Annotated in this window: 17 protein-coding genes; 1 reads left to right on the top strand and 16 read right to left on the bottom strand. The window is 69.6% G+C overall.

All coding sequences use genetic code 11. The features are described from left to right. Positions 1-101: 101 nt before the first annotated feature. Both AB0383_RS31135 and AB0383_RS31140 read right to left on the bottom strand, forming a co-directional pair. Complete coding sequence (locus AB0383_RS31135; RefSeq protein ID WP_364171454.1) at positions 102-1394, bottom strand: hypothetical protein; 1293 nt, start codon at positions 1392-1394, stop codon at positions 102-104. A gap of 14 nt (positions 1395-1408) precedes the next feature. Continuing rightward, positions 1409-2458, bottom strand: coding sequence for a polyprenyl synthetase family protein (locus AB0383_RS31140; protein ID WP_364171993.1), 1050 nt, complete (start codon positions 2456-2458; stop codon positions 1409-1411). Between the two features lie 290 nt (positions 2459-2748). On the opposite strand from AB0383_RS31140, the gene AB0383_RS31145 reads away from it, so the two are divergent. Beyond that, a complete protein-coding gene (locus tag AB0383_RS31145) occupies positions 2749-3399 on the top strand; it encodes a hypothetical protein (protein ID WP_364171456.1) in 651 nt (216 codons plus the stop codon). 56 nt (positions 3400-3455) lie between these two features. Here AB0383_RS31145 and AB0383_RS31150 read toward each other — a convergent pair whose 3' ends face one another. From AB0383_RS31150 to AB0383_RS31215, 14 genes are all read right to left on the bottom strand, one after another. Further along, the gene (locus AB0383_RS31150; protein WP_364171460.1) at positions 3456-4166 is read right to left on the bottom strand and encodes an HNH endonuclease; all 711 of its coding nucleotides are present in this window, start codon (positions 4164-4166) and stop codon (positions 3456-3458) included. Continuing rightward, complete coding sequence (locus AB0383_RS31155) at positions 4163-5242, bottom strand: AAA family ATPase (protein ID WP_366189262.1); 1080 nt, start codon at positions 5240-5242, stop codon at positions 4163-4165. Before AB0383_RS31155 ends, AB0383_RS31150 begins: the two co-directional genes overlap by 4 nt. A gap of 178 nt (positions 5243-5420) precedes the next feature. Next, positions 5421-6998, bottom strand: a complete 1578-nt coding sequence (gene nuoN, locus AB0383_RS31160; protein WP_364171995.1) for an NADH-quinone oxidoreductase subunit NuoN — start codon at positions 6996-6998, stop codon at positions 5421-5423. Between the two features lie 18 nt (positions 6999-7016). Next, a complete protein-coding gene (locus AB0383_RS31165; RefSeq protein ID WP_364171464.1) occupies positions 7017-8567 on the bottom strand; it encodes an NADH-quinone oxidoreductase subunit M in 1551 nt (516 codons plus the stop codon). A 1-nt stretch (position 8568) separates the two neighbouring features. Continuing rightward, on the bottom strand, positions 8569-10476 hold the full coding sequence (gene nuoL, locus AB0383_RS31170) for an NADH-quinone oxidoreductase subunit L (protein WP_364171466.1): 1908 nt from the start codon (positions 10474-10476) through the stop codon (positions 8569-8571). Between the two features lie 10 nt (positions 10477-10486). Next, positions 10487-10786, bottom strand: coding sequence for an NADH-quinone oxidoreductase subunit NuoK (gene nuoK, locus AB0383_RS31175; RefSeq protein ID WP_326567987.1), 300 nt, complete (start codon positions 10784-10786; stop codon positions 10487-10489). Further along, positions 10783-11658: an NADH-quinone oxidoreductase subunit J gene (locus AB0383_RS31180; protein WP_366189263.1), complete on the bottom strand. Its 876-nt coding sequence runs from the start codon at positions 11656-11658 to the stop codon at positions 10783-10785. The genes nuoK and AB0383_RS31180 overlap by 4 nt, the downstream gene beginning before the upstream one ends. Beyond that, positions 11655-12197: an NADH-quinone oxidoreductase subunit NuoI gene (nuoI, locus tag AB0383_RS31185; RefSeq protein ID WP_364171470.1), complete on the bottom strand. Its 543-nt coding sequence runs from the start codon at positions 12195-12197 to the stop codon at positions 11655-11657. Before nuoI ends, AB0383_RS31180 begins: the two co-directional genes overlap by 4 nt. Continuing rightward, positions 12184-13512 (bottom strand): NADH-quinone oxidoreductase subunit NuoH, encoded by a 1329-nt coding sequence (gene nuoH / locus AB0383_RS31190; protein ID WP_364171997.1) that lies wholly within the window; start codon positions 13510-13512, stop codon positions 12184-12186. The genes nuoI and nuoH overlap by 14 nt, the downstream gene beginning before the upstream one ends. 11 nt (positions 13513-13523) lie before the next feature. After that, entirely contained in the window at positions 13524-15989 is a 2466-nt protein-coding gene (locus AB0383_RS31195) for an NADH-quinone oxidoreductase subunit G (protein ID WP_366189264.1), read from the bottom strand. Beyond that, complete coding sequence (nuoF, locus tag AB0383_RS31200; protein ID WP_366189265.1) at positions 15986-17275, bottom strand: NADH-quinone oxidoreductase subunit NuoF; 1290 nt, start codon at positions 17273-17275, stop codon at positions 15986-15988. The genes AB0383_RS31195 and nuoF overlap by 4 nt, the downstream gene beginning before the upstream one ends. Further along, positions 17275-18138 (bottom strand): NADH-quinone oxidoreductase subunit NuoE, encoded by an 864-nt coding sequence (gene nuoE / locus AB0383_RS31205; protein ID WP_364171474.1) that lies wholly within the window; start codon positions 18136-18138, stop codon positions 17275-17277. The genes nuoF and nuoE overlap by 1 nt, the downstream gene beginning before the upstream one ends. Further along, positions 18135-19508 (bottom strand): NADH-quinone oxidoreductase subunit D, encoded by a 1374-nt coding sequence (locus AB0383_RS31210; RefSeq protein ID WP_364171476.1) that lies wholly within the window; start codon positions 19506-19508, stop codon positions 18135-18137. Before AB0383_RS31210 ends, nuoE begins: the two co-directional genes overlap by 4 nt. After that, positions 19505-20281 (bottom strand): NADH-quinone oxidoreductase subunit C, encoded by a 777-nt coding sequence (locus tag AB0383_RS31215; protein WP_364171478.1) that lies wholly within the window; start codon positions 20279-20281, stop codon positions 19505-19507. The genes AB0383_RS31210 and AB0383_RS31215 overlap by 4 nt, the downstream gene beginning before the upstream one ends. Between the last annotated feature and the right edge of the window lies 1 nt (position 20282).

Raw genomic sequence — 20282 nt, forward strand, 5'->3', positions numbered from 1 at the left:
GGGCGGCCCCGGGCCGACCATGTCGGGTGGGAAGGAGCCGGCTCAAAGGCGATCTCGCCCGCGGCGGCGGAGCCGACGCCAAAAATACAGCCGAAGGCAGATCAGGAAAGCGGCCGGAACCCCACTCGTTCAGCATCGGCCGAAGTGCGAAACCACACCTCGGCGACCATGCGGGGGAACTGCGGCGATTCCTCAGTGCAGTAACGGAGCGCCGTGACGCTGGCCTTGACCGCGAAGGCGTCCGAGGGGCGGCCGCCGCCGGGGCGGGGCATGGCGGAGCCGGGGCCGAAGGGGCCGGGAGGCACGGAGTCCTCGCCGGTGTCGCGGGCCGGGGGCGGTTCGGGGGCGGCCATGGCGGCAACCTGGTTGGGCTGCACCGACGGCTCGAACAGCGAACCGCTGTGCGCGCCCGTGAGGTCGGGCTCGCGGCGTTCGACGGGGCGCATCGACGGCTGGATCGGCCGCGGCGCCTCGAAGCCGCCGCGTGGGGACTCGCGGGGCTGGCGCTTGGGCAGGCCGCCGGGCTCTAGAGATTCCTCTGTGGACTCTTCGGACTCCTCCACCGTGGTCGCCTGCTTCGCCATGGCCGGAGCCGGCGTGAGGTGCTCAGTGGACTCGGGCTCGTCGAGGTAGTCACCACCCGGCGTGTCCTCGAAGGGCGAACGCTCCGGCAGTTCCTTCGAGAACCAGTCCGATTCGGACTGTTCCGCCGCGGGCGCGGGCTGGAACAGCGACACCGGCTCGTCGGAGGGCTCCGGACGGCTCTCGAACGACGAGGGCTCCAGCGTGCTCTCGAAGGGTTCGAGCTTGCTCTCGAACGGTTCCACCGCGCGGTGGTAGCCGCTGGCGAGGTCCTCGTCCTCGAGATCGGCCGCGTGGCGGTAATCGCTGTCCGGCTCGCGCGAGACCGGGCTGAGGTACTCCGTCGCGGCCGCGCGGTAGACGTCGCCACTGTCCACGGAGGACGCCAGGGCCGGCTCGTCCGGTTCGGGCGAAGCGCCCGGCTCCTGCGCGGTGCGGTACTCGGCGTCGTACTCCGCCTCCGGGTCGAACCCGGCGGGCGGCGCCGCGGCGATCAGCTCGGTGGGCGCGTGCTCACGCTCGTCGCGGGCCCACGCCGGCTCGCTGTCGGGTTCCGCGAAGTCGGACGTGAACGCTGGTTCCGAAGCCACGGGAGCGTCCACCGGCGGCAGCACCGACGTCCGGCTGGACGCGGCGGCCAGCGCGGCCGCGTTGGCCGGCGTGCGCGCGTTCTCGGTGTGCGCCGACGCCAGCGCCTCTTCCAGCTCACGGATGCGCTTGCGCGCAGGCACCACGAGGACCAACCAGGCCACGAGCGCGCCGACGAAGAACGCCAACAGGCTCCACAGCCAGACTTGTCCGAAAATGGACATCTTCTCTGCCCCTTTTAATGCGTCCGCGCGACCAGGTAGTCGGCGACCGACTCGCAAGCGTCGCGCGCAGGGGAAGCGGGCAGCGCGGCGAGCTCGGCACGTGCCCGCGAAGCGTAGTCGGAAAGGGTGACGCGCGCGCGTTCGAGTCCACTCGAGCGGCGCAGCAGCTCCAGAGCTTCGGCGACCACCTCGTCCTCGGCGATCGGGCCGGCTAGCAGCTCCACGAGCCGCGGGTCGGTGTCCGGGTCGGCCAGCGCGTAGAGCATGGGCAGCGTGCGAACGCCTTCGCGCAGGTCCGTGCCCTGCGCCTTGCCCAGCTCGTCGGACGGCGACGCGATGTCGATGATGTCGTCGGAGATCTGGAACGCCGTGCCGATGATTTCGCCGAACCGGCGCAACGCCTGGATGTACCCCTCGGGGGCGCCGGACATCATGCCGCCGAACCGCCCGGACGTCGCGATCAGCGAGCCGGTCTTCTGCGCGATGACGGTGAGGTAGTGCTCCACGGGGTCGTCACCGGGGCCGGGGCCGACCGTCTCGCGCATCTGGCCGGTCACGAGCTCGCCGAACGTTTCGGCGATGATGCGCGCCGCGTCCGTCCCGAGGTCGGCGACCAGGCGCGAGGCGTGGGCGAAGAGGAAGTCGCCGGTCAGGATCGCGACGGTGTTGTCCCAGCGCGCGTTGACGCTCTCCGCGCCGCGCCGCATGGTCGCCTCGTCCATCACGTCGTCGTGGTACAGCGTCGCCAGGTGCACCAGCTCCACCGCGGCGGCCGCGATGAGCACGTGGTCATCCTGGCGGGGCCCGAACTGCGCCGACAGCAGGGTGAACAGGGGCCGGAAACGTTTGCCCCCCGCCTCGACCAGGTGCAACGCCGCGTCGTGCACCGCCTGCACATCGCTCTTCACGACGTCCCGCAGCATCGCCTCGACGTCCGCCAGCCCGCCGGCGATCGCCCTCAGCAGCTTCTCGTCCTCGATCTGCAGCCCGACGGTCGCGCGGAGGTCCTCGACGGCGCCATCCCGCGCAGCGGTGGCTCCCGCCCCCGGGGGTGGTGAAGACACAGACACGTCGGCTCCGCTCTCTCATGCGCCGGTCGGGTTATCCGGCTTTCAGAGTAGTGGCTACCCCTGGTACGCCGTTTACCCGCTGTCCAGGGGAAACGGTGACGAACATGACACCGAGGGGCAACCCGGTCCCAGAAGTCAAGCCCGGGCCCCGAACGGGTTGATCCCCCGGCACGGACGAGTGATCAACGCCCGGCAGCGCAACGGGCGAAACGGGCGCGCGGATATTCACTCAGTGGGAGTTCGCCGGCGCGGTCCGTGCGGCTTGAGTGCAGGGAGGTCAGGACATGCTGAAGAACGTGAAGACGGGGCTCGTCGCGGCGGTGGTGATGGCGGGGAGCGTGGTGGCCGGCGGCGTGGCGCACGCGCAGACGCCCGCGGGCGCGGCTGACCTCGGGGAGGCGAGCTTCACCAAGGGCTCCACCACGGTGACCGTGCCGACGCTGGCGCCGTGTGCGGTGGAGGGCCCGACCAGCGCGTCGACGGGCTCGCTGAGCAAAACGGGCCTGAGCTGGGGCGGCGGCACGTCGTCCTGCACGACGACGGTGGTCGACCCCGACAACGACACCACCAGCACCAAGTCGACGGCCACGGGCAAGAACTTCGAGCTCTCGGCCCTCGTCAGCGCCGGCGGGCCGCGCATCCGGCTGTCGAGCTACACCGTCACGTGCGACGCCGTGCAGCGGCAGACGAGCGCCAACTGGACCTTCAGCGGCCTGGCCGGCATCACCGGCCCGCCATCCCCGGTGCCGGCGGGCTACACGAAGCCGATCACGAAGGCCGGGGGCACCGTGCTGGCCAACGCGGTGTTCAACACCCAGACCCTCCCCGGCGACGGCAGCATCAGTCTCACCATGCTGCGCATCGACTTCCTCCCGACCTCGGGCATCACCGGCTCGGTGACGGTCGGCCGTACAGCCTGCTCCCCCACGCCGTAATCAAGAGACCGTGAAGGGCACCTTGAGGGAGTTCCTCAAGGTGCCCTTCACTGCGTTCAGGCCAACAAAGCGGCACGGAGTTCGGAGTCACGCAGCAGGTCGAGCAGAGAGGCGTCCGAGAAGATGCGCGGGGCGCCTGGCAGCAGAGCCTGGCGGAGCATGGCGTGCAGGACGTCGGCGTGGGGCTGGTCGCGCAGGGTCCAGATGGCGCGGCGGCGGGTCTCGGCGGAGCCGTTCCACCAGTGGAACACCAGCGCCGCCACCTGGTCCACGGCGGCGGCGCGCCCGCGTTCCAGCAGGGGCCGGTTCAGGCCGCACACCTCGATCGTCGCGCGGCCCTTGTCGGTCAACGCGCGGTAGGTGCCGATGGACAGCACCAGGAAGAGGTGATCGAGCGGGTCTTCGGCCGTCGGGTCGATCAGCAGTGGCTGTCCCGACGCGTCGAGCGGAAACCGGTCGCGCTTGTGGTGGCTGTTGCAGTACTCGCACGCCAGCAGGTGATTCAGCCAGTCGAACGCGCGATGCGGCGCCCGCGCCACCGGTTCGAAATGGTCCACAGTGGACCCGAGACCATCGCCGCAGTACATGCAGTAGCCGCGGCCCGAGGCCATCAGCGCCAGCTGCGAGCGGATCGACCGGCGGGCCCCGCGCGCGGAAGTCCACAAGCGACGCGCGGTTTTGTTGTCCCCTGCGGGAATCCGCGCGGTCAGCCGCACCAGCTCAGCGGACACAGTCAACGGCAGCGCCACCCGGCGCAGCGCGATCACCGTTCGTCGAAGTGGCGCGTGGCGTCGTCGACGCGGCTGGGCGGTGAGCTGCTCAGGCGGTCGCGCAGCTGCTCCCACTCGCGCAGGCCGTTGGCGTCCGCCTGGCCCGTGGCAACGAGCAGCTCCAGCTCGGCCAGGTGCTCACGCAGCTCCACGGCCCGCGGCGAGTACGGTGTGTCGAGCCCGAACAGGTCCGACAGCACGGCGTCGTCGCCGCTGCCGTAGACCACGCGCTGGTACAGCTCGTCGGTCACCACGCGCGGCGGCTCCTGCTCGTCCGGCCCCGGCAGGCGGATCAGGCCACCCGGATCAGCGGCCTGGCACACATAGGGGCTGTGCGTGCTCACCACGAACTGGATCCGCGGGAAGTGCGCCTTCAGCCACGGCCCGATGCGCTTCTGCCACGACACGTGCAGGTGCGCGTCGACCTCGTCGATCAGCACCACGCCCGACGCGTCGATGCCCAGCCCCGCGTCCGCGAGCTGCCGCACCAGGTCGACGACGAGCGCCGTGACCGTGCGGTACCCGTCGCTCATCTCCCGCAGAGGGAACCGGTCGCCGCGGTAGGAGACCCAGAGGCCGTCGGAGTCGACGTCGCGCACGCGGTAGCCGTCGGGCAGCAGGCCGTCCCCCAGTAGTTCCAGCACGGAGTCCTTCAGCTCGCGCGCGCCCGCCTTGCCCTCCAGCGCGCGCAGGTGCTGGTTGATCAGCCACGCCACGCCCTCGGCCAGCGAAGCGTCCTCGCTGAACAGGCTCGCCACCCGCGCGAACTCGCCGCGCATCAGCGACTGCGCCTCCGGCGCTCCCCCGGCCAGCCGCCGGAACGGCCCGTAGCCGGCACAGAACGCCGGCCCCTCGCCCACCACGTCGACGTCGATCGAACTGCCTTCAGCGACCAGGCTCTCGGCGAACGGCGGCTGCACGAGCGCCTGCGCCAGCGCGCGCAGGAACGTCGTCTTGCCCGACCCGTTGCGCCCGGCCAGCACCGTCCAGCCCGGCCCCGGCAGCTTCAGGTCCACCGTGCGGGCACCACGGAACCCCAGGACGTCCGTGATCCGCACCCGCTCGATGTGCATGTGAAAAAGCATATCTGCCCGGACAAGCAGAAGGCCGCTGTGCTTTTGGCGTCGGCTCCGCCGCCGCGTGCGAGATCGCCTTTAAGCCGGCTTTTTCCTGCCCGACATGGTCGGCCCCGGGGGCCGCCCACATCGGGCAGGAAGAAACCGGCGCGATCTCGCGGAGTGGTTCAGAACCCTACGAAGCAAAACCACCCGAACTGGCCCAGCTCAGAGCGAACGAAGGCACCAGGCCCAGCACCAGCGTCACCACCACGCCGAGCGTGATGGCCGCCGTGGTGAAGCCGCCCGGGATGGCGACGGTCGGGCCGTCGGCCGCGGGCTCGGAGAAGTACATCAGCACGATCACGCGCAGGTAGAAGAACGCGGCCACCGCGCTGAACACGAGCGCGATCACCACCAGCGGAGCCATGCCGTCCGACAAGGCCGCGGAGAACACCACGAACTTGCCCACGAACCCACTGGTCAGCGGAATGCCGGCCAACGCCAGCAGCAAGAACGTGAACACCCCGGCCAGTACGGGCGACCGTTTCGCCAGCCCCGCCCAGGCAGACAGGTGCGTCGCCTCACCGCTGGAGTCGCGGACCAGGCTGATCACGCCGAACGCGGCGAGCGTGGTGAAGCCGTAGGCGAGCAGGTAGAACAGCGTGCTCGACAGGCCGTCCTCGGTCATCGCGATCGCGCCGACGAGCAGGAAGCCCGCGTGGGCGATCGAGGAGTACGCGATCATGCGCTTCACGTCGGTCTGCGTGAGGCCGAGGATCGCGCCGATCGCCATCGAGATGATCGCGACGGCCCACAGGACCCCGCGCCACTCCCAGCTCGTGGAAGAGAACGCGACCGACAACACGCGCAGGATGGCGCCGAACGCGGCGACCTTCGTGCACGCCGCCATGAAGCCCGTGACCGGAGTCGGCGCGCCCTGGTAGACGTCCGGCGTCCAGGTGTGGAACGGGCCGACCGAACCCTTGAACAGCAGACCCACCACCAGCAGGCCGAGGCCCGCGAACAGCAGCGTGTCGGAACGGTCCGAGCCGGCCGCGGCGTTGGCGATGTCGGCGAGCTTCACGGAGTTCGCGTAGCCGTAGAGCAGCGCGAGGCCGTAGAGGAAAAACGCCGAGGAGAACGCGCCGAGCAGGAAGTACTTGACCGCCGACTCCTGCGAGATGAGCCGGCGCCGCCGGGCCAGGCCGCACATGAGGTACAGCGGGAGGCTCAGCACCTCGAGCGCGATGAACATCGTGAGCAGGTCGTTGGCCGCGGTGAAGGCCATCATGCCGCCGAGCGCGAAGAGCGTGAGCGGGAAGACCTCGGTCTGCGACGTCACCGTCCCGACCGCTTGCGCGCGGTCCTGCACGGTGCCGGGGCTGATCGCGGCCTGCGCCACGAACGCGCCGCCGGGCTCCACCTTGCGGTCGGCGATGAGGAACACCGCGCCGAGCCCCAGCAGGAGCAGGGTGCCCCAGAGGAACAGCGACGGCTGGTCCACCGAGATCGCACCGGCGAATGTGGTCACGCCCGCCTTCGTCGACGACGAGCCGGTGACGTACTTGATCAGGGCGACGCCGGCCGCGACGATCGCGGCCAGGGTCACGAAGACCTGCGCGTGCCAGCGGGAAGCCTTCGGCGCGAACGCCTCCACCAGCACGCTGACGCACGCGACGCCGAAGATGATCAGCAACGGCAGCACGGCCGCGTAGTCGACCGAAGGTGTCGCCACCTGGGCCGACGGAGCCTGGGAGAGAACAGGCCCAATGAGACTGTCGAGCACGGTTTACTTGCCTCCCTGCACGGCAGACAGCGTCGCCTGCACCGACGGGGTGATCGTGTCGAGCACCGGCTTGGGGTAGAAACCCAGGCCGATGATCAGGATGACCATCGGGGCCAGGATCGCGATCTCCCGCCCGCCGAGGTCCTTGATGGCCTTCTTGGCCCCGAGCTCCGGCGCCATCGCCGTGCCCGGGCCGCCGCCCACGCCGATGAGCGCGTCACCGCGCACCGGGCCCTGCATGATCCGCTGGTAGAGCCACAGCACGTAGGCCGCGGCGAGCACCATGCCGACCGTCGCGATGATCGTGTACACCGGCTGGGTCACGAACGAGCCGATGAGCACCAGGAACTCGCTCACGAACGAGTTGGTGCCCGGCAGCGACAGCGCGGACAGACCGGCGATCAGCAGCATCCCGCCGAGCAGCGGGGTCACCTTCGCCATGCCGCCGTAGTCGGAGATCCGCGTGGACCCGCCGCGCATCACGATCAGGCCGATCACCACGATGAGCATCCCGGTCGAGAGGCTGTGGTTCAGCATGTACGACACCGAGCCGATCATCGCCTGCTCGTTGAAGGCGAAGATGCCCAGCGAGATGAACCCGAAGTGGGCGATCGAGACGTAGGCGATGAACCGTTTCATGTCGCTCTGCCCGGCAGCGAGGATCGAGCCGTAGATCACGCCGATCACCGAGAGCACCAGCACCAGTGGCGCGAGCGCTTTGCTCGCCTCGGGAAACATCGGCAGGCAGTAGCGCAGGAAGCCGAACGTGCCGACCTTGTCCAGCACACCCACCAGCAGCACCGCGACGCCGATCGGGGCCTGGCTCGCGGCGTCCGGTAGCCAGGTGTGGAACGGCACCAGTGGCGCCTTGATCGCGAACGCGAGGAAGAAGCCGAGGAACAGCCAGATCTGCGTGCCCGTCGGGGCGTCGCGCACGACCGTGACCAGCGTGGCCCAGTCGAACGTGCCCTTGCCGAGCTTGTCCGACGCCAGCGAGTACGCGCCGATCGCCGAGGCCAGCATGATCAGGCCGCCGAGGAACGAGTAGAGGAAGAACTTCACGGCCGCGTACTGCCGGTTCGCGCCGCCGTAGCCGCCGATCAGGAAGTACATCGGGATCAGCATGATCTCGAACAGCACGTAGAAGAGGAACACGTCGGTCGCCGCGAAGACGCCGATCGTGATCGCTTCCTGCAGCAGGATCAGCGACAGGAACCCGCCGGCGCTGCGGCCGGCCGGGAGCTTGTCGGTGAGCCCGAGCGCGCCCACGACGATCGGCACCAGCAGGGCGATCACCGCGATCATGATCAGCGAGATGCCGTCGGTGCCGAACGAGATGTGGATGCCGAAGGTGGGGATCCAGTCCATCGAGGTGGCCTGCTGGATCCGCGCGCCTGAGGGCGAGTAGCTCGCCCAGAACGGGATGATCAGCAGGAACTCCACAATGGACACGACGAGCGCGGTCGCGATCGCGGCCCGGTCGTTCCCCTTGAGGAACGCCAGCACCAGCGAGCCGACCAGCGGCAGCAGGATGAGCGCCAGGAGCCAAGTCATGTCAGGAGAACCTCACCAGCAGAAGGGCCGCCAGAAGCAGGAACGTGCCGCCGAGCATGGACAGCGCGTACGACCGGACGAACCCGGTCTGCATGCGCCTCAGCCGGCCGGACCCGCCGCCGAGGGCCGCGGCGAGGCCGTTGACCGCCCCGTCGACCCCGCGGTTGTCGACGTACACCAGCGCCCGCGCGAGCCAGGTGCCCGGGCGGGCGACCAGCGTCTCGTTGAGGGCGTTGCCGTACAGGTCCTTGCGAGCCGCCCGGACGACCCAGGAGACGTTTTGCGGGCGCTCGACCGGGATGTCGCGGCCGGGCCGGAAGATCCAGATCGCGAGCAGCGCGCCGATCAGGGCGAGCGCGAGGGTGAGCCACGGGATCGCCGCCGCCGAGATCGGGGCGTGCTCGGCCTCGTGGAACGCGCCGACAGTGGGGGCCAGCCAGTTCTCGAACCGGTCGCCGATCGCGAAGAACGCACCGGAGCCGACCGACCCGATCGCCAGGATCGCCATGGGGATCCACATGATCGGCTTGGACTCGTGGGGGTGGAAGTCGCGCCCGTCGGAGCTCTTGATCTCCTTCCAGCGTGACTTGCCGAAGAAGGTCATCATCATCAGGCGCGTCATGTAGAACGCGGTGAGCCCGGCGCCGATGATGCCGGCGAGGCCGAACACCCAGCCGCGCCATCCTTCCTGGCCGAACGCGGCTTCGATGATCGCGTCCTTGGTGTAGTAGCCCGCGAGGAACGGGAAGCCGATCAGCGCGAGGTATCCGAGGCCGAAGGTGACGAACGTGATCGGCATCTTCTTGGCGAGGCCGCCGAACTTGCGCATGTCGACCTCGTCGTTCATGCCGTGCATGACCGAACCGGCCCCGAGGAAGAGCCCGGCCTTGAAGAAGCCGTGGGCCACGAGGTGCATGATGCCCAGCGCGTAGATGCCCGGCCCGAGGCCGACCGCCAGCATCATGTAGCCGATCTGGCTGACGGTGGAGTAGGCGAGCACCTTCTTGATGTCGTCGTAGGCACAGCCGACGATGCACCCGATCAGCAGCGTGACCGCGCCGACGAGCGTGACTACGAGGCGGCCGTCCGGCGTCGCGGAGAAGATCACGTTGGAGCGGGCGACGAGGTAGACGCCCGCGGTGACCATCGTTGCCGCGTGGATCAGGGCCGAAACCGGGGTCGGGCCCTCCATCGCGTCCGGGAGCCAGGCCTGCAGCGGGAACTGGCCCGACTTACCGCAGGCGCCCAGCAGCAGCAGGATCCCGATCGCGGTGATCGCGCCCGGCGGGATCTGGCCGTTGGTCAGGCCCTCGAAGACCTGCGTGTAGCCGGTGGAGCCCGTGTACTTGAACATCAGGAAGATCGCCAGCGCGAGCCCGACGTCACCGACGCGGTTCATCAGGAACGCCTTCTTCGCGGCGGTGGCCGCGGACGGGCGGTTCTGGTACCAGCCGATGAGCAGGTAGGACGCGAGACCCACGCCTTCCCAGCCGAGGTACAGCGTCACGAAGCTGTTGCCCAGCACCAGGATCAGCATCGACGCGACGAAGAGGTTCAGGTACGCGAAGAAGCGGTACCGGCCCTCGTCGTCGGCCATGTAGCCGATCGAGTAGAAGTGGATCAGCATGCCGACGCCGGTGATCAGCAGGACGAACGTCAGCGACAGTGCGTCGATGCGCAGGCCGAAGTCGACCTGCAGCTGACCCGCGGGGATCCACGAGTACAGGTTGACGTTCTCGGTCGCGTTGCCCGCCGTCGAGAAGAACAGGATCACGGCGTAGACGAAGGCCAGGGCAACGGTGGCGGTGCCGAGCAGATGCCCCCAGGCCTTCGCCCGTTTCCCGGCCAACAGGAGGATCAGGGCGCCGAGGGCCGGAAGGGCCACCAGCAGCCACGATGATGCGGTCACGCTCGCCCTCTCAGTACTTCAGCAGGTTGGTGTCGTCGACCGAGGCCGAGCGCCGGGTGCGGAAGATGGCCATGATGATCGCCAGGCCCACCACGACCTCGGCGGCCGCGACCACCATCACGAAGAACGCCATCACCTGGCCGTCGAGCCCGCCGTTGATGCGGGCGAACGTGACCAGGCTGAGGTTCACCGCGTTGAGCATCAGCTCGATGCACATGAACACGACGATCGCGTTGCGGCGGACCAGGACGCCCACGGCGCCGATGGAAAACAGCAACGCCGACAGCAGCAGGTAGTAGCTCGGGGTCACTTTCCTTCCCCTTCTTCCTCGGTGCCCGCGGCAACGCTGTCGCCGCCGACCAGCGCGTGGGCGTCAGGCTTGGGGCCCTCGTCGGCGATGAGCTTGCGCTCGCGCATGAGCTGCAGCGCCGACGTGGACTCGATGATCGCCGAGAGCGACTCCGGCGCGATCGAACCGTCGGGCAGCAGGGCCGGCACGGCGACGGAGTTGGCCGTCGCGAACACACCCGGGCCGGGCAGCGGCGACGGGCGGTCGTGCTCGCCGCGGAAACGCAGCTTCACGAGTTCGCGCTGCGGGAGCTTGCCGCCCTTCTTGTGGCGGTCGGTGAACGCCAGCACCATCGCGCCGAGCGCGGCGGTGATGAGCAGCGCCGACGTGAGCTCGAACGGGAAGAGGTACTGCGTGAAGATGATCCGCCCGAGGCCGCCCGCGCCACCGCCGTTGGCGGCGTACGGATCCAGCGCCGGAGCCGGAGTCACGTTCACCATCGAGCGGAAAACGCCGGCGGCGATCAGCGCGGCGAGCCCGATGCCGAGGATCGTCGCGGCGAACCGCTGCCCGCGCAGGACCTCGACCACGGAGTCGGAGCTCTCGCGGCCGACCAGCATCAGCACGAACAGGAACAACATCATGATCGCGCCGGTGTAGACGATGATCTGCGTGAACCCGAGGAACGGCGCCGACTGCGTCATGTAGAGCGCGCCCAGGCTCAGCATCGTGAGCACCAGCCACAGGGCCGAGTGCACGGCGTTGCGCGAGAAGATCATCCCGAGCGCGCCGAGCAGGGCGAGCGGGCCGAGGATCCAGAACGCGATCGCTTCGCCCACCGTCACGGTGGTCGACGCGGCGGCGGGCGCCTGCGCGAGAACTGCCGCGATCATTGCTTGGCCTCCTGCTGCTGCGCCTTCTCCAGCTCGGGACCGTTCACGTAGTAGTCCTGCTCGTTGTCGCCCAGGCGCATCGGGTGCGGCGGCTGCTCCATGCCGGGCAGCAGCGGGGCGAGCAGGTCTTCCTTGGTGTAGATGAGCCGCTGGCGGTCGTCGTCGGCGAGCTCGTAGAAGTTGATCATCGTCAGGGACCGCGTGGGGCAGGCCTCGATGCACAACCCGCAGCCGATGCAGCGCAGGTAGTTGATCTGGTAGTCCGCGCCGTACCGCTCACCCGGGGAGAAGCGGGCCTCCTCGGTGTTGTTGCCGCCTTCGACGAAGATCGCGTCGGCCGGGCAGGCCCAGGCGCACAGCTCGCAGCCGACGCACTTCTCGAGTCCGTCCGGGTGGCGGTTGAGCTGGTGGCGGCCGTGGTACCGCGGCGCGGCCGGGGCACCGGCCTCCGGGTACTCCTCGGTGGCGACCTTCTTGAACATCATCGCGAAGGTGACGCCGAAACCCTTGATGGGATTCAGGAAGTCAGTTGCCGCCATCTTCTGCCCCTTCCTGTGCTGCGGTGCCGACGGCCGCCGGCTTGCGCCGGGCCGCCCTCGCTTCCGCCTTGGCCAGCGCCTTCTGGCGCGGAGTGCTTTCGGGGACCTTCAGGTCCAGCGGGGGCACGGGGAACCCGCCACCCGTGAGGTCGACGTAGTCGCCTTCCGGCAGCTTCTTGTTCGGCACCGCCAGGCTGATCAGCACGAGCACCACCAGCACGACGCCGACGCCGACGAGGATCTGCGGCCAGCTCCACTGGATGGTCTTGATCGCGACGACCACAAGGATCCAGACCAGGTTGATCGGCACCAGGACCTTCCAGCCCAGGCGCATGAACTGGTCGTATCGCAGCCGCGGCAGCGTGCCGCGCAGCCAGATGAAGCCGAACAGCAGCACGAACAGCTTCGCGAAGAACCAGAGCATCGGCCACCAGTTCTGGTTCAGCGGCGAGTCGTCGCCGACGAACGGGAACCGCCAGCCGCCCAGGAACAGCGTGGTGCAGAACGCCGAGACGATCACCATGTTCACGTACTCGGCGAGGAAGAACATCGCGAACTTCATCGAGCTGTACTCGGTGTGGAAACCGCCGACCAGCTCCGACTCGGCCTCGGGGAGGTCGAAGGGCGCGCGGTTCGTCTCGCCGACCATCGAGATCAGGTAGATCACGAAGCTCGGGATGAGCATGTAGAAGTACCAGCCGTGGGCTTGCGCTTCCACGATCTCGGACGTCTGCAGCGACCCGGAGTAGAGGATCACCGCGACGATCGAGAGGCCCATCGCGATCTCGTAGGAGATCACCTGCGCCGCCGAGCGGAGACCGCCGAGCAGCGGATACGGCGAGCCGGAGGACCAGCCGGCGAGCACGATGCCGTACACGCCGATCGACGAGCACGCGAGGATCACCAGCACGCCGACCGGCAGGTCGACCAGCTGCAGCGTGGTCGTCTGGCCGAAGATCGAGACGACCGGGCCGAACGGGATGGCCGAAAGCGCGATCAGCGCGGGGACCGCGGCCAGCACCGGTGCGAGGAAGTACACCTTGCGGTCGGCGGTGTCCGGGATGATCTGCTCCTTGAACGGGAGCTTGATCGCGTCGGCCAGTGACTGCAGGTACCCGCCGGGGCCCACGCGGTTGGGGCCGGGCCGGTTCTGCATCCGGCCGACCGCCTTGCGCTCCCACACGATCAGGAAGATCGTGAGGATCGGGCCGATCAGCAGGATGACGACCGCCTTGAGCAGGATCAGCCACCACGGGTCGTCCGCGAGCAGGCGAGCGCGTTCTGCGGCGTCCGGCATCTGCGCCAGGAACGGCATGAGCTGCGGGCTCACTGTTCACCTCCGGAGATCTGCACCAGCGCGCCGTGGCCCGCGGCGAGTGCGGCGCGGACGGCGGAGCCGTCGGAGTTGCCCGGGAGCCAGACGACCCCGTCGGGCAGGTCGGCGACCTCGACGGGCAGCGTGATCGAGCCGCGCTCGGTGGACACGCGGACCGCGACGCCGAGGCCTTCGGCGGTCTTCGCCGAGAGCCGGGCCACGGGCTTGCGCTGCGTGCCCTTGAGGTGCGGTTCGTCGTCCTGCAGCGAGCCGTTGTCGATCAGCTGCCGCCAGGTGGCGAGCACGGCCTGGCCGGCGCCCGGCACCGGCGCGGCCTGCGCCCCGGTGGCGATGTGGCCCCAGTTCGTGGTGCCCTGGCCGAGCTTGGCGAAGTCGCCCGCCGCGGCGGCCGGCGTCTGCGTGAACAGGTCCACGTCCATCTCGACGGCGAGGGTGTCGAGCACCCGGCCGTCGGAGAGAGCCCCGGTGCCTTCCACCGTGATGTCGAACGGGCGGCGGCGGCCTTCCCAGTTGAGGTAGCTGCCCGCCTTCTCGACCGACGGCGCGATCGGCAGGACCACGTCGGCCCGCTCGGTGACCTCGCTCGCCCGCAGCTCCAGGCTGACAACGAAGCCGGCGTTGTCGAGCGCGCGCCGGGCCAGGTCCGGGTCGGGCAGGTCGTTGGGGTCGAGCCCGCCGACGACCAGGCCGTCGAGGCCGCCGCCGGAAGCGGCTTCCAGGATGCCCGTGGTGTCGCGGCCGGGCTCTGCCGGAAGCGCGGTGCCCCAGTGCTTTTCGACCTCGGCGCGGGCCGCGTCGTCGGAGACGGAACGGCCGCCCGGCAGCAGCGTCGGCGTGCAACCGGCGGCCAGCGCGCCGCGTTCGCCCGCCCGGCGCGGGATCCACGCGAGGCGCGCGCCCGTGCGCTCGACCAGCGCCCGCAGCGAGGAGAGCAGGCCCGGCACCTCGGCGGCACGCTCGCCGACGAGGATCACCGCGTTGCCGCCGGCCAGGGCGGAGTCGAGGTCCGGCGCGTGCTGCGCGATGCCGTCGACCGCGGCGGCTTCGCCACCCGGCACGCAGGCGAGCAGCTCACCGAAGGTCTTGCGCACCGACGAGGTGGTCCACTGTCCCAAGTGGACGACGCGGGTGCGGTTCTTGCGGGCCGCCTTGCGCAGCCGCAGGAACACGATCGGCGCCTCGTCCTCGGGCTCGAAGGCCACGCACAGGACCGTGCGGGCCCGCTCGATCTCGCCGAAGGTCACGCCGGTCTCCGGCGTGGTGGCCACGACCGACGAGGTGAGGAACGCCAGCTCCTCGGCCGAGTGCGCGCGGGCGCGGAAGTCGATGTCGTTGGTGCGCAAGGCGAGCCGGGCGAACTTCGAGTACGCGTAGGCGTCCTCGACGGTCAGCCGGCCCCCGGTGAGCACCCCGACGCCCTTGCCGTTCCTGGCCTTCGCCAGCCCGGCGGCCGCGGTGCGCAGCGCGTCGGTCCAGGAGGCCTCCTCCAGCTCGCCGGCCTCGTTGCGGACCAGCGGGCGGCGGATGCGGTCGTCGGCCTGCACGTAACGGAACCCGAAGCGGCCCTTGTCGCAGAGCCACTCTTCGTTGACCTCGGGGTCGTCGCCCGCGAGCTTGCGCTGCACCTTGCCGCGGCGGAAGTCGGTGCGCTCCGCGCAGCCCGAGGAGCAGTGCTCGCACACGCTCGGCGAGGACACCAGGTCGAACGGACGCGACCGGAACCGGTACGCGGCGCTGGTGAGCGCACCGACCGGGCAGATCTGGATGACGTTGCCGGAGAAGTAGCTCTGGAACGGCTGGCCGCTGGTGGTGCGCGAGGCCAGGTCCAGCACGTCGGCCGTCTCGGCGGTGCCGATCTGCTGGTGGGCGCCGCGTTCGAGGAGCTCGATGAACGGGTCGCCCGCCACCTGCGCGGAGAACCGCGTGCAGCGCTGGCAGAGCACGCAGCGCTCGCGGTCCAGCAGCACCTGCGTGGAAATCGGCAGCGGCTTCGGGAACGTGCGCTTCGTGTCCACGAACCGCGACTCCGTGCGGCCGTGCGCCAGCGCCTGGTTCTGCAGCGGGCACTCACCGCCCTTGTCGCAGATCGGGCAGTCGAGCGGGTGGTTGATGAGCAGCAGCTCCATCACGCCCTGCTGCGCCTTGTCGGCGACGGGCGAGGTGAGCTGCGTCTTCACGACCATGCCGTCGGCGACCGTCATCGTGCAGGAGGCCTGCGGCTTCGGCATCGGCCGGCCGCCCATCTCCACCTCGACGAGGCACTGGCGGCAGGCGCCGGCCGGGTCGAGCAGCGGGTGGTCGCAGAAGCGCGGGATGACCGTGCCGAGCCGCTCGGCGGTGCGGATCAGCAGCTCGCCCTTGGGCGCGATGACCTCTTCACCGTCAATGGTCAGCTTCACGTGGCCTTCGGGGACCGGGGTCTCCGTGGTCGCGGGCTTGTCGGGCGCGATCGTCATGCCTGAGCTCCCACCAATTCGGGCTGGGCGGCCTTGTTCTTTTCGCACAGCGCGAGGAACTCCTCGCGGAAGTACTTGATCCCGCTCTGGATCGGCGACACGGCGCCGTCACCCAGGGCGCAGAACGAGCGGCCGAGGATGTTGTCGCAGACGTCCAGCAGCGTGTCGATGTCCTCGGCGGTGCCGTGGCCCTCGACCATGCGCTCCAGGATCTGCGCGAGCCAGTACGTGCCTTCGCGGCACGGCGTGCACTTGCCACAGGACTCGTGCTCGTAGAACTCGGTCCACTTCATCACGGCCCACGGCACGGACACGGTCTCGTTGAAGACCTGCACCGCGGTGGTGCCGAGCATCGAGCCGGCCTCGGCCGCGCCCTCGAAGTCGAGCGGCACGTCGAGGTGCTCGGCGGTGAACATCGGCGTGGACGAGCCACCCGGCGTCCAGAACTTCAGCGGGATGCCGTCCTTCATGCCGCCGGCGAGCTCCAGCAGCTCGCGCAGCGTGGTGCCGAGCGGGCACTCGTACTGGCCGGGCTTCTCGACGTGGCCGGAGATCGAGTAGATCTTCGGACCGGGCGACTTCTCGCGGCCCATCTCGCGGAACCAGTCGGAGCCCGCGTTGATGATGAACGGCGCGCTCGCGATGGTCTCCACGTTGTTCACCGTGGTCGGCGCGGCGTAGAGACCGGCGGCCGCGGGGAACGGCGGCTTGAGGCGCGGCTGGCCGCGGCGGCCTTCCAGCGAGTCGAGCAGCGCTGTCTCCTCGCCGCAGATGTACGCGCCGGCGCCGGCGTGCACGGTCAGCTCGAGGTCGTAGCCGGTGCCGAAGATGTTCTTGCCGAGGTAGCCCTTGGCGTACGCCTCGCGCGCGGCCGCGTTGAGCCGGCGGATGCAGTGCAGGGCCTCACCGCGCACGTAGATGAAGCAGTGGTTCGACCGCATCGCGTACGAGGCGATGATGCAGCCCTCGATGAGCGAGTGCGGGTCGGCCATCATCAGCGGGATGTCCTTGCACGTGCCCGGCTCGCCCTCGTCGGCGTTGATCACCAGGTAGTGCGGCTTGTCGAAGTTCGGCGGCATGAATGACCACTTCACGCCGGCCGGGAACCCCGCGCCGCCGCGGCCGCGCAGGCCGGAGTCCTTGACGACCTGCACCAGCTGCTCGGGCGTGCCGGCAAGTGCCTTGCTCGCGGCCGTGTAGCCCTCGAGCTGCTCGTAGGTTTCGATGCGCCAGGAGTTCGGCGACAGCCAGCGCTTCGTGAGGACCGGAGTAATGGGATCGGGCATTACTTCTTCTCCAACTCAGGCAGCGGAACGTCCTGCGTCGCCGGCGCGGTCCAGCCGCGATCGGCCGCGATCTGCGCGCCCCGCAGGGTTTCGACGGCCTGCGACGGCCCGTCGACGTCCCCGCGGTAAGTCTGCTCGTCCTCCGGGAAGAACCCGGCCAGCTGCAGCTCCGCGCCCTTGAAGTTCGTCAGCGGCGCGCCGCGCGTGGGGGCCGGCTTCTTGCCCGCCTGCAGCGCGTCGACCAGCGCCACCGCCTTCTCCGGCGTCTGGTTGTCGAAGTACTCGTAGTTGACCTGGATGACCGGGGCGAGGTCGCAGGCCGCGAGGCACTCGGCGTGCTCCAGCGTGATCGAGCCGGGCTCGTTCGGCGTGCCCGCCGTCTCCTCGTGGCCCAGCGGCGCGGCATCGGAACCGAGGTGCGTCTGGAGCTTCTTGTAGATCGCCTCGCCGCCCATCGCCGCGCACAGCGTGTTGGTGCAGACGCTCACCAGGTGTTCACCGCAGGGGCGGCGCTTGTACATGGTGTAGAACGTCGCGACCGCGCTGACCTCGGCGTCGGAGAGGTCGAGGTGCTTGGCGCAGAAGGAAATGCCCTCCTGGCTGACGTACCCCTGCACCGACTGCACGAGGTGCAGCATCGGCAGCAGCGCCGAGCGCGCCACCGGGTAGCGGGCGATGATCTCCTTCGCCCGCGTGTGGGTGTCCTCTTCGAACACGTCCACGGCCGGGTTGTCCGCCAGAATGCCTGCGGCCGCGGCCGGGTCGGGCGCGATGCCGACCACGTCGGTGTCGGCGCCCGCCGCGGCGTGCGTCGTCTTCGCGTCGTGCGGCCCCGGCTCCGGAACTGCCGTCGAGTACGTCATCGGTCCACTCCCCCCATCACCGGGTCGATCGACGCGACCGCGGCGATCACGTCGGCCACCAGCCCGCCCTCGGCCATCGCGGGCATCGACTGCAGGTTCACGAAACTCGGTTCGCGCACGTGCACGCGCAGCGGCCGGGTGCCGCCGTCGGACACCAGGTGCGCCGCGAGCTCACCGCGCGGCGACTCGACCGGCGAGTACACCTGGCCCGGCGGCACGTGGAAGCCCTCGGTGACGAGCTTGAAGTGGTGGATCAGCGACTCCATCGACTGGCCCATGATCTTCTTGACGTGCTCGAGCGAGTTGCCCATGCCGTCGCTGCCGATCGAGAGCTGCGCGGGCCACGCGACCTTCTTGTCCTCGACCATGACCGGGCCCGGTTCGAGCATCTTCAGGACCTGCTTGATGATCCGCAGGCTCTGGTGCATCTCCTCGACGCGGATGAGGTACCGCGCCCAGCAGTCGGCGTCGGTCGAGGTGGGGACGTCGAACTCGATCTCGTCGTAGCGCGAGTAGGGCTCGGTCTTGCGCAGGTCCCACGGCAGGCCCGCCGAACGCAGGATCGGGCCGGTGACGCCGAGCGCGAGGCACGCGTCGACCGGCAGGACACCCACGCCCTTGAGCCGGTTGCGCCAGATCGGCTGACCGGTGAAGAGCTTGTCGTACAAGGGAAGACGGCTGTCCATCACCTTGCAGAACGCGGAGACCTTCTCCTGGAAGTCGGCCGGCATGTCCTGCGCGAGGCCACCGGGGCGGATGAACGCGTGGTTCATGCGCAGCCCGGTCAGGTGCTCCAGCAGGTGCAGCACCTCTTCGCGCTCGCGGAAGCCGAGCGTCATCGCCGTGGTGGCGCCGAGCTCCATGCCGCCGGTGGCGATGTAGACCAGGTGCGAGCCGATGCGGTTGATCTCCAGCAGCATCACGCGCAGCAGCTCCGCGCGCGGCGGGGCCTTGATGCCCAGCAGCTTCTCCACGCCGAGGCAGTAGGCCATCTCCGTGGACAGCGGCGCGAGGTAGTCCATGCGCGTCACGAACGTGACGCCCTGCGTCCAGGTGCGGTATTCGCAGTTCTTCTCGATGCCGGTGTGGAGGTAGCCGATGACCGACCGCAGCTGCGTGACGGTCTCGCCCTCCATCTCCAGCACGAGCCGGAGCACGCCGTGCGTCGACGGGTGCTGCGGGCCCATGTTGATGACCATGCGCTCGTCGTGCTGCGCGTCGGAGACGACGTCGTCCCAGTCGCCGCCGGAGACCGTGTAGACGCGGCCTTCGGTGGTGTCGCGCGAGTCGGCGTATTCGAAGCTCTCGGCGCCTTCGGCGGACGTGTCGGTGCCGGTGGTGACGTCAGAAAGGTTCTCGCTGGTTGTCACGAGTACGACCTCCGCTGGTCCGGCGGCGGAATCTCCGCGCCCTTGTATTCGACCGGGATCCCGCCGAGCGGGTAGTCCTTGCGCTGGGGGTGACCGTCCCAGTCGTCCGGCATGAGGATGCGGGTGAGCGCGGGGTGTCCGTCGTAGACGATGCCGAACATGTCCCAGGTCTCGCGCTCCTGCCAGTCGGCCGTCGGGTAGAGCCCGACGAGCGAGGGCACGTGCGCGTCGTCCACGTCGAGGGTGACCTCGACGCGGATGCGGCGCCGGTAGGTCATCGACGTGAAGTGGTACACGGAGTGCAGGCGCTGCGGCACGTCCACGCCGTAGTCCACGCCGGACACCGAGCTCAGCAGCTCGAAGCGCAGGCCGGTGTCGTCGCGCAGCACGCGGGCCACTTCCAGGAGGTGCTCGCGGTCGACGTAGAAGGTGATCTCGTCGCGGTGGACCGTGGTCTGCAGGATCGCCGCGGCCGGAACCTTGTTGTCCGCCAAGGCCGCGTAGAACTCGTCGGCGAACTCGTCGAACCAGCCGCCGTACGGGCGCTCAGCCGGGGGCGGGCTGTAGGCGGGCAGGCGCACGCCGCCGTAACCGGAGGTGTCACCGCTGCCGGTGACGCCGAACATGCCCTTGCGGGCGCGGCCGGCGACGACGGGCTCCACCGGAGCCGCGGGCGTGGTGCCCTGCGGCTCGAGGCCGGCTTCGGGCCGCTCGGCGCTGGACTGCTCGCCACCGGTCTCGGGCGTCTGAGGAGTTTCGGGGTTCTCGGGCACC

Source organism: Amycolatopsis sp. NPDC051373 (assembly GCF_040689465.1).
In the GTDB taxonomy this organism is placed as follows: domain Bacteria; phylum Actinomycetota; class Actinomycetes; order Mycobacteriales; family Pseudonocardiaceae; genus Amycolatopsis.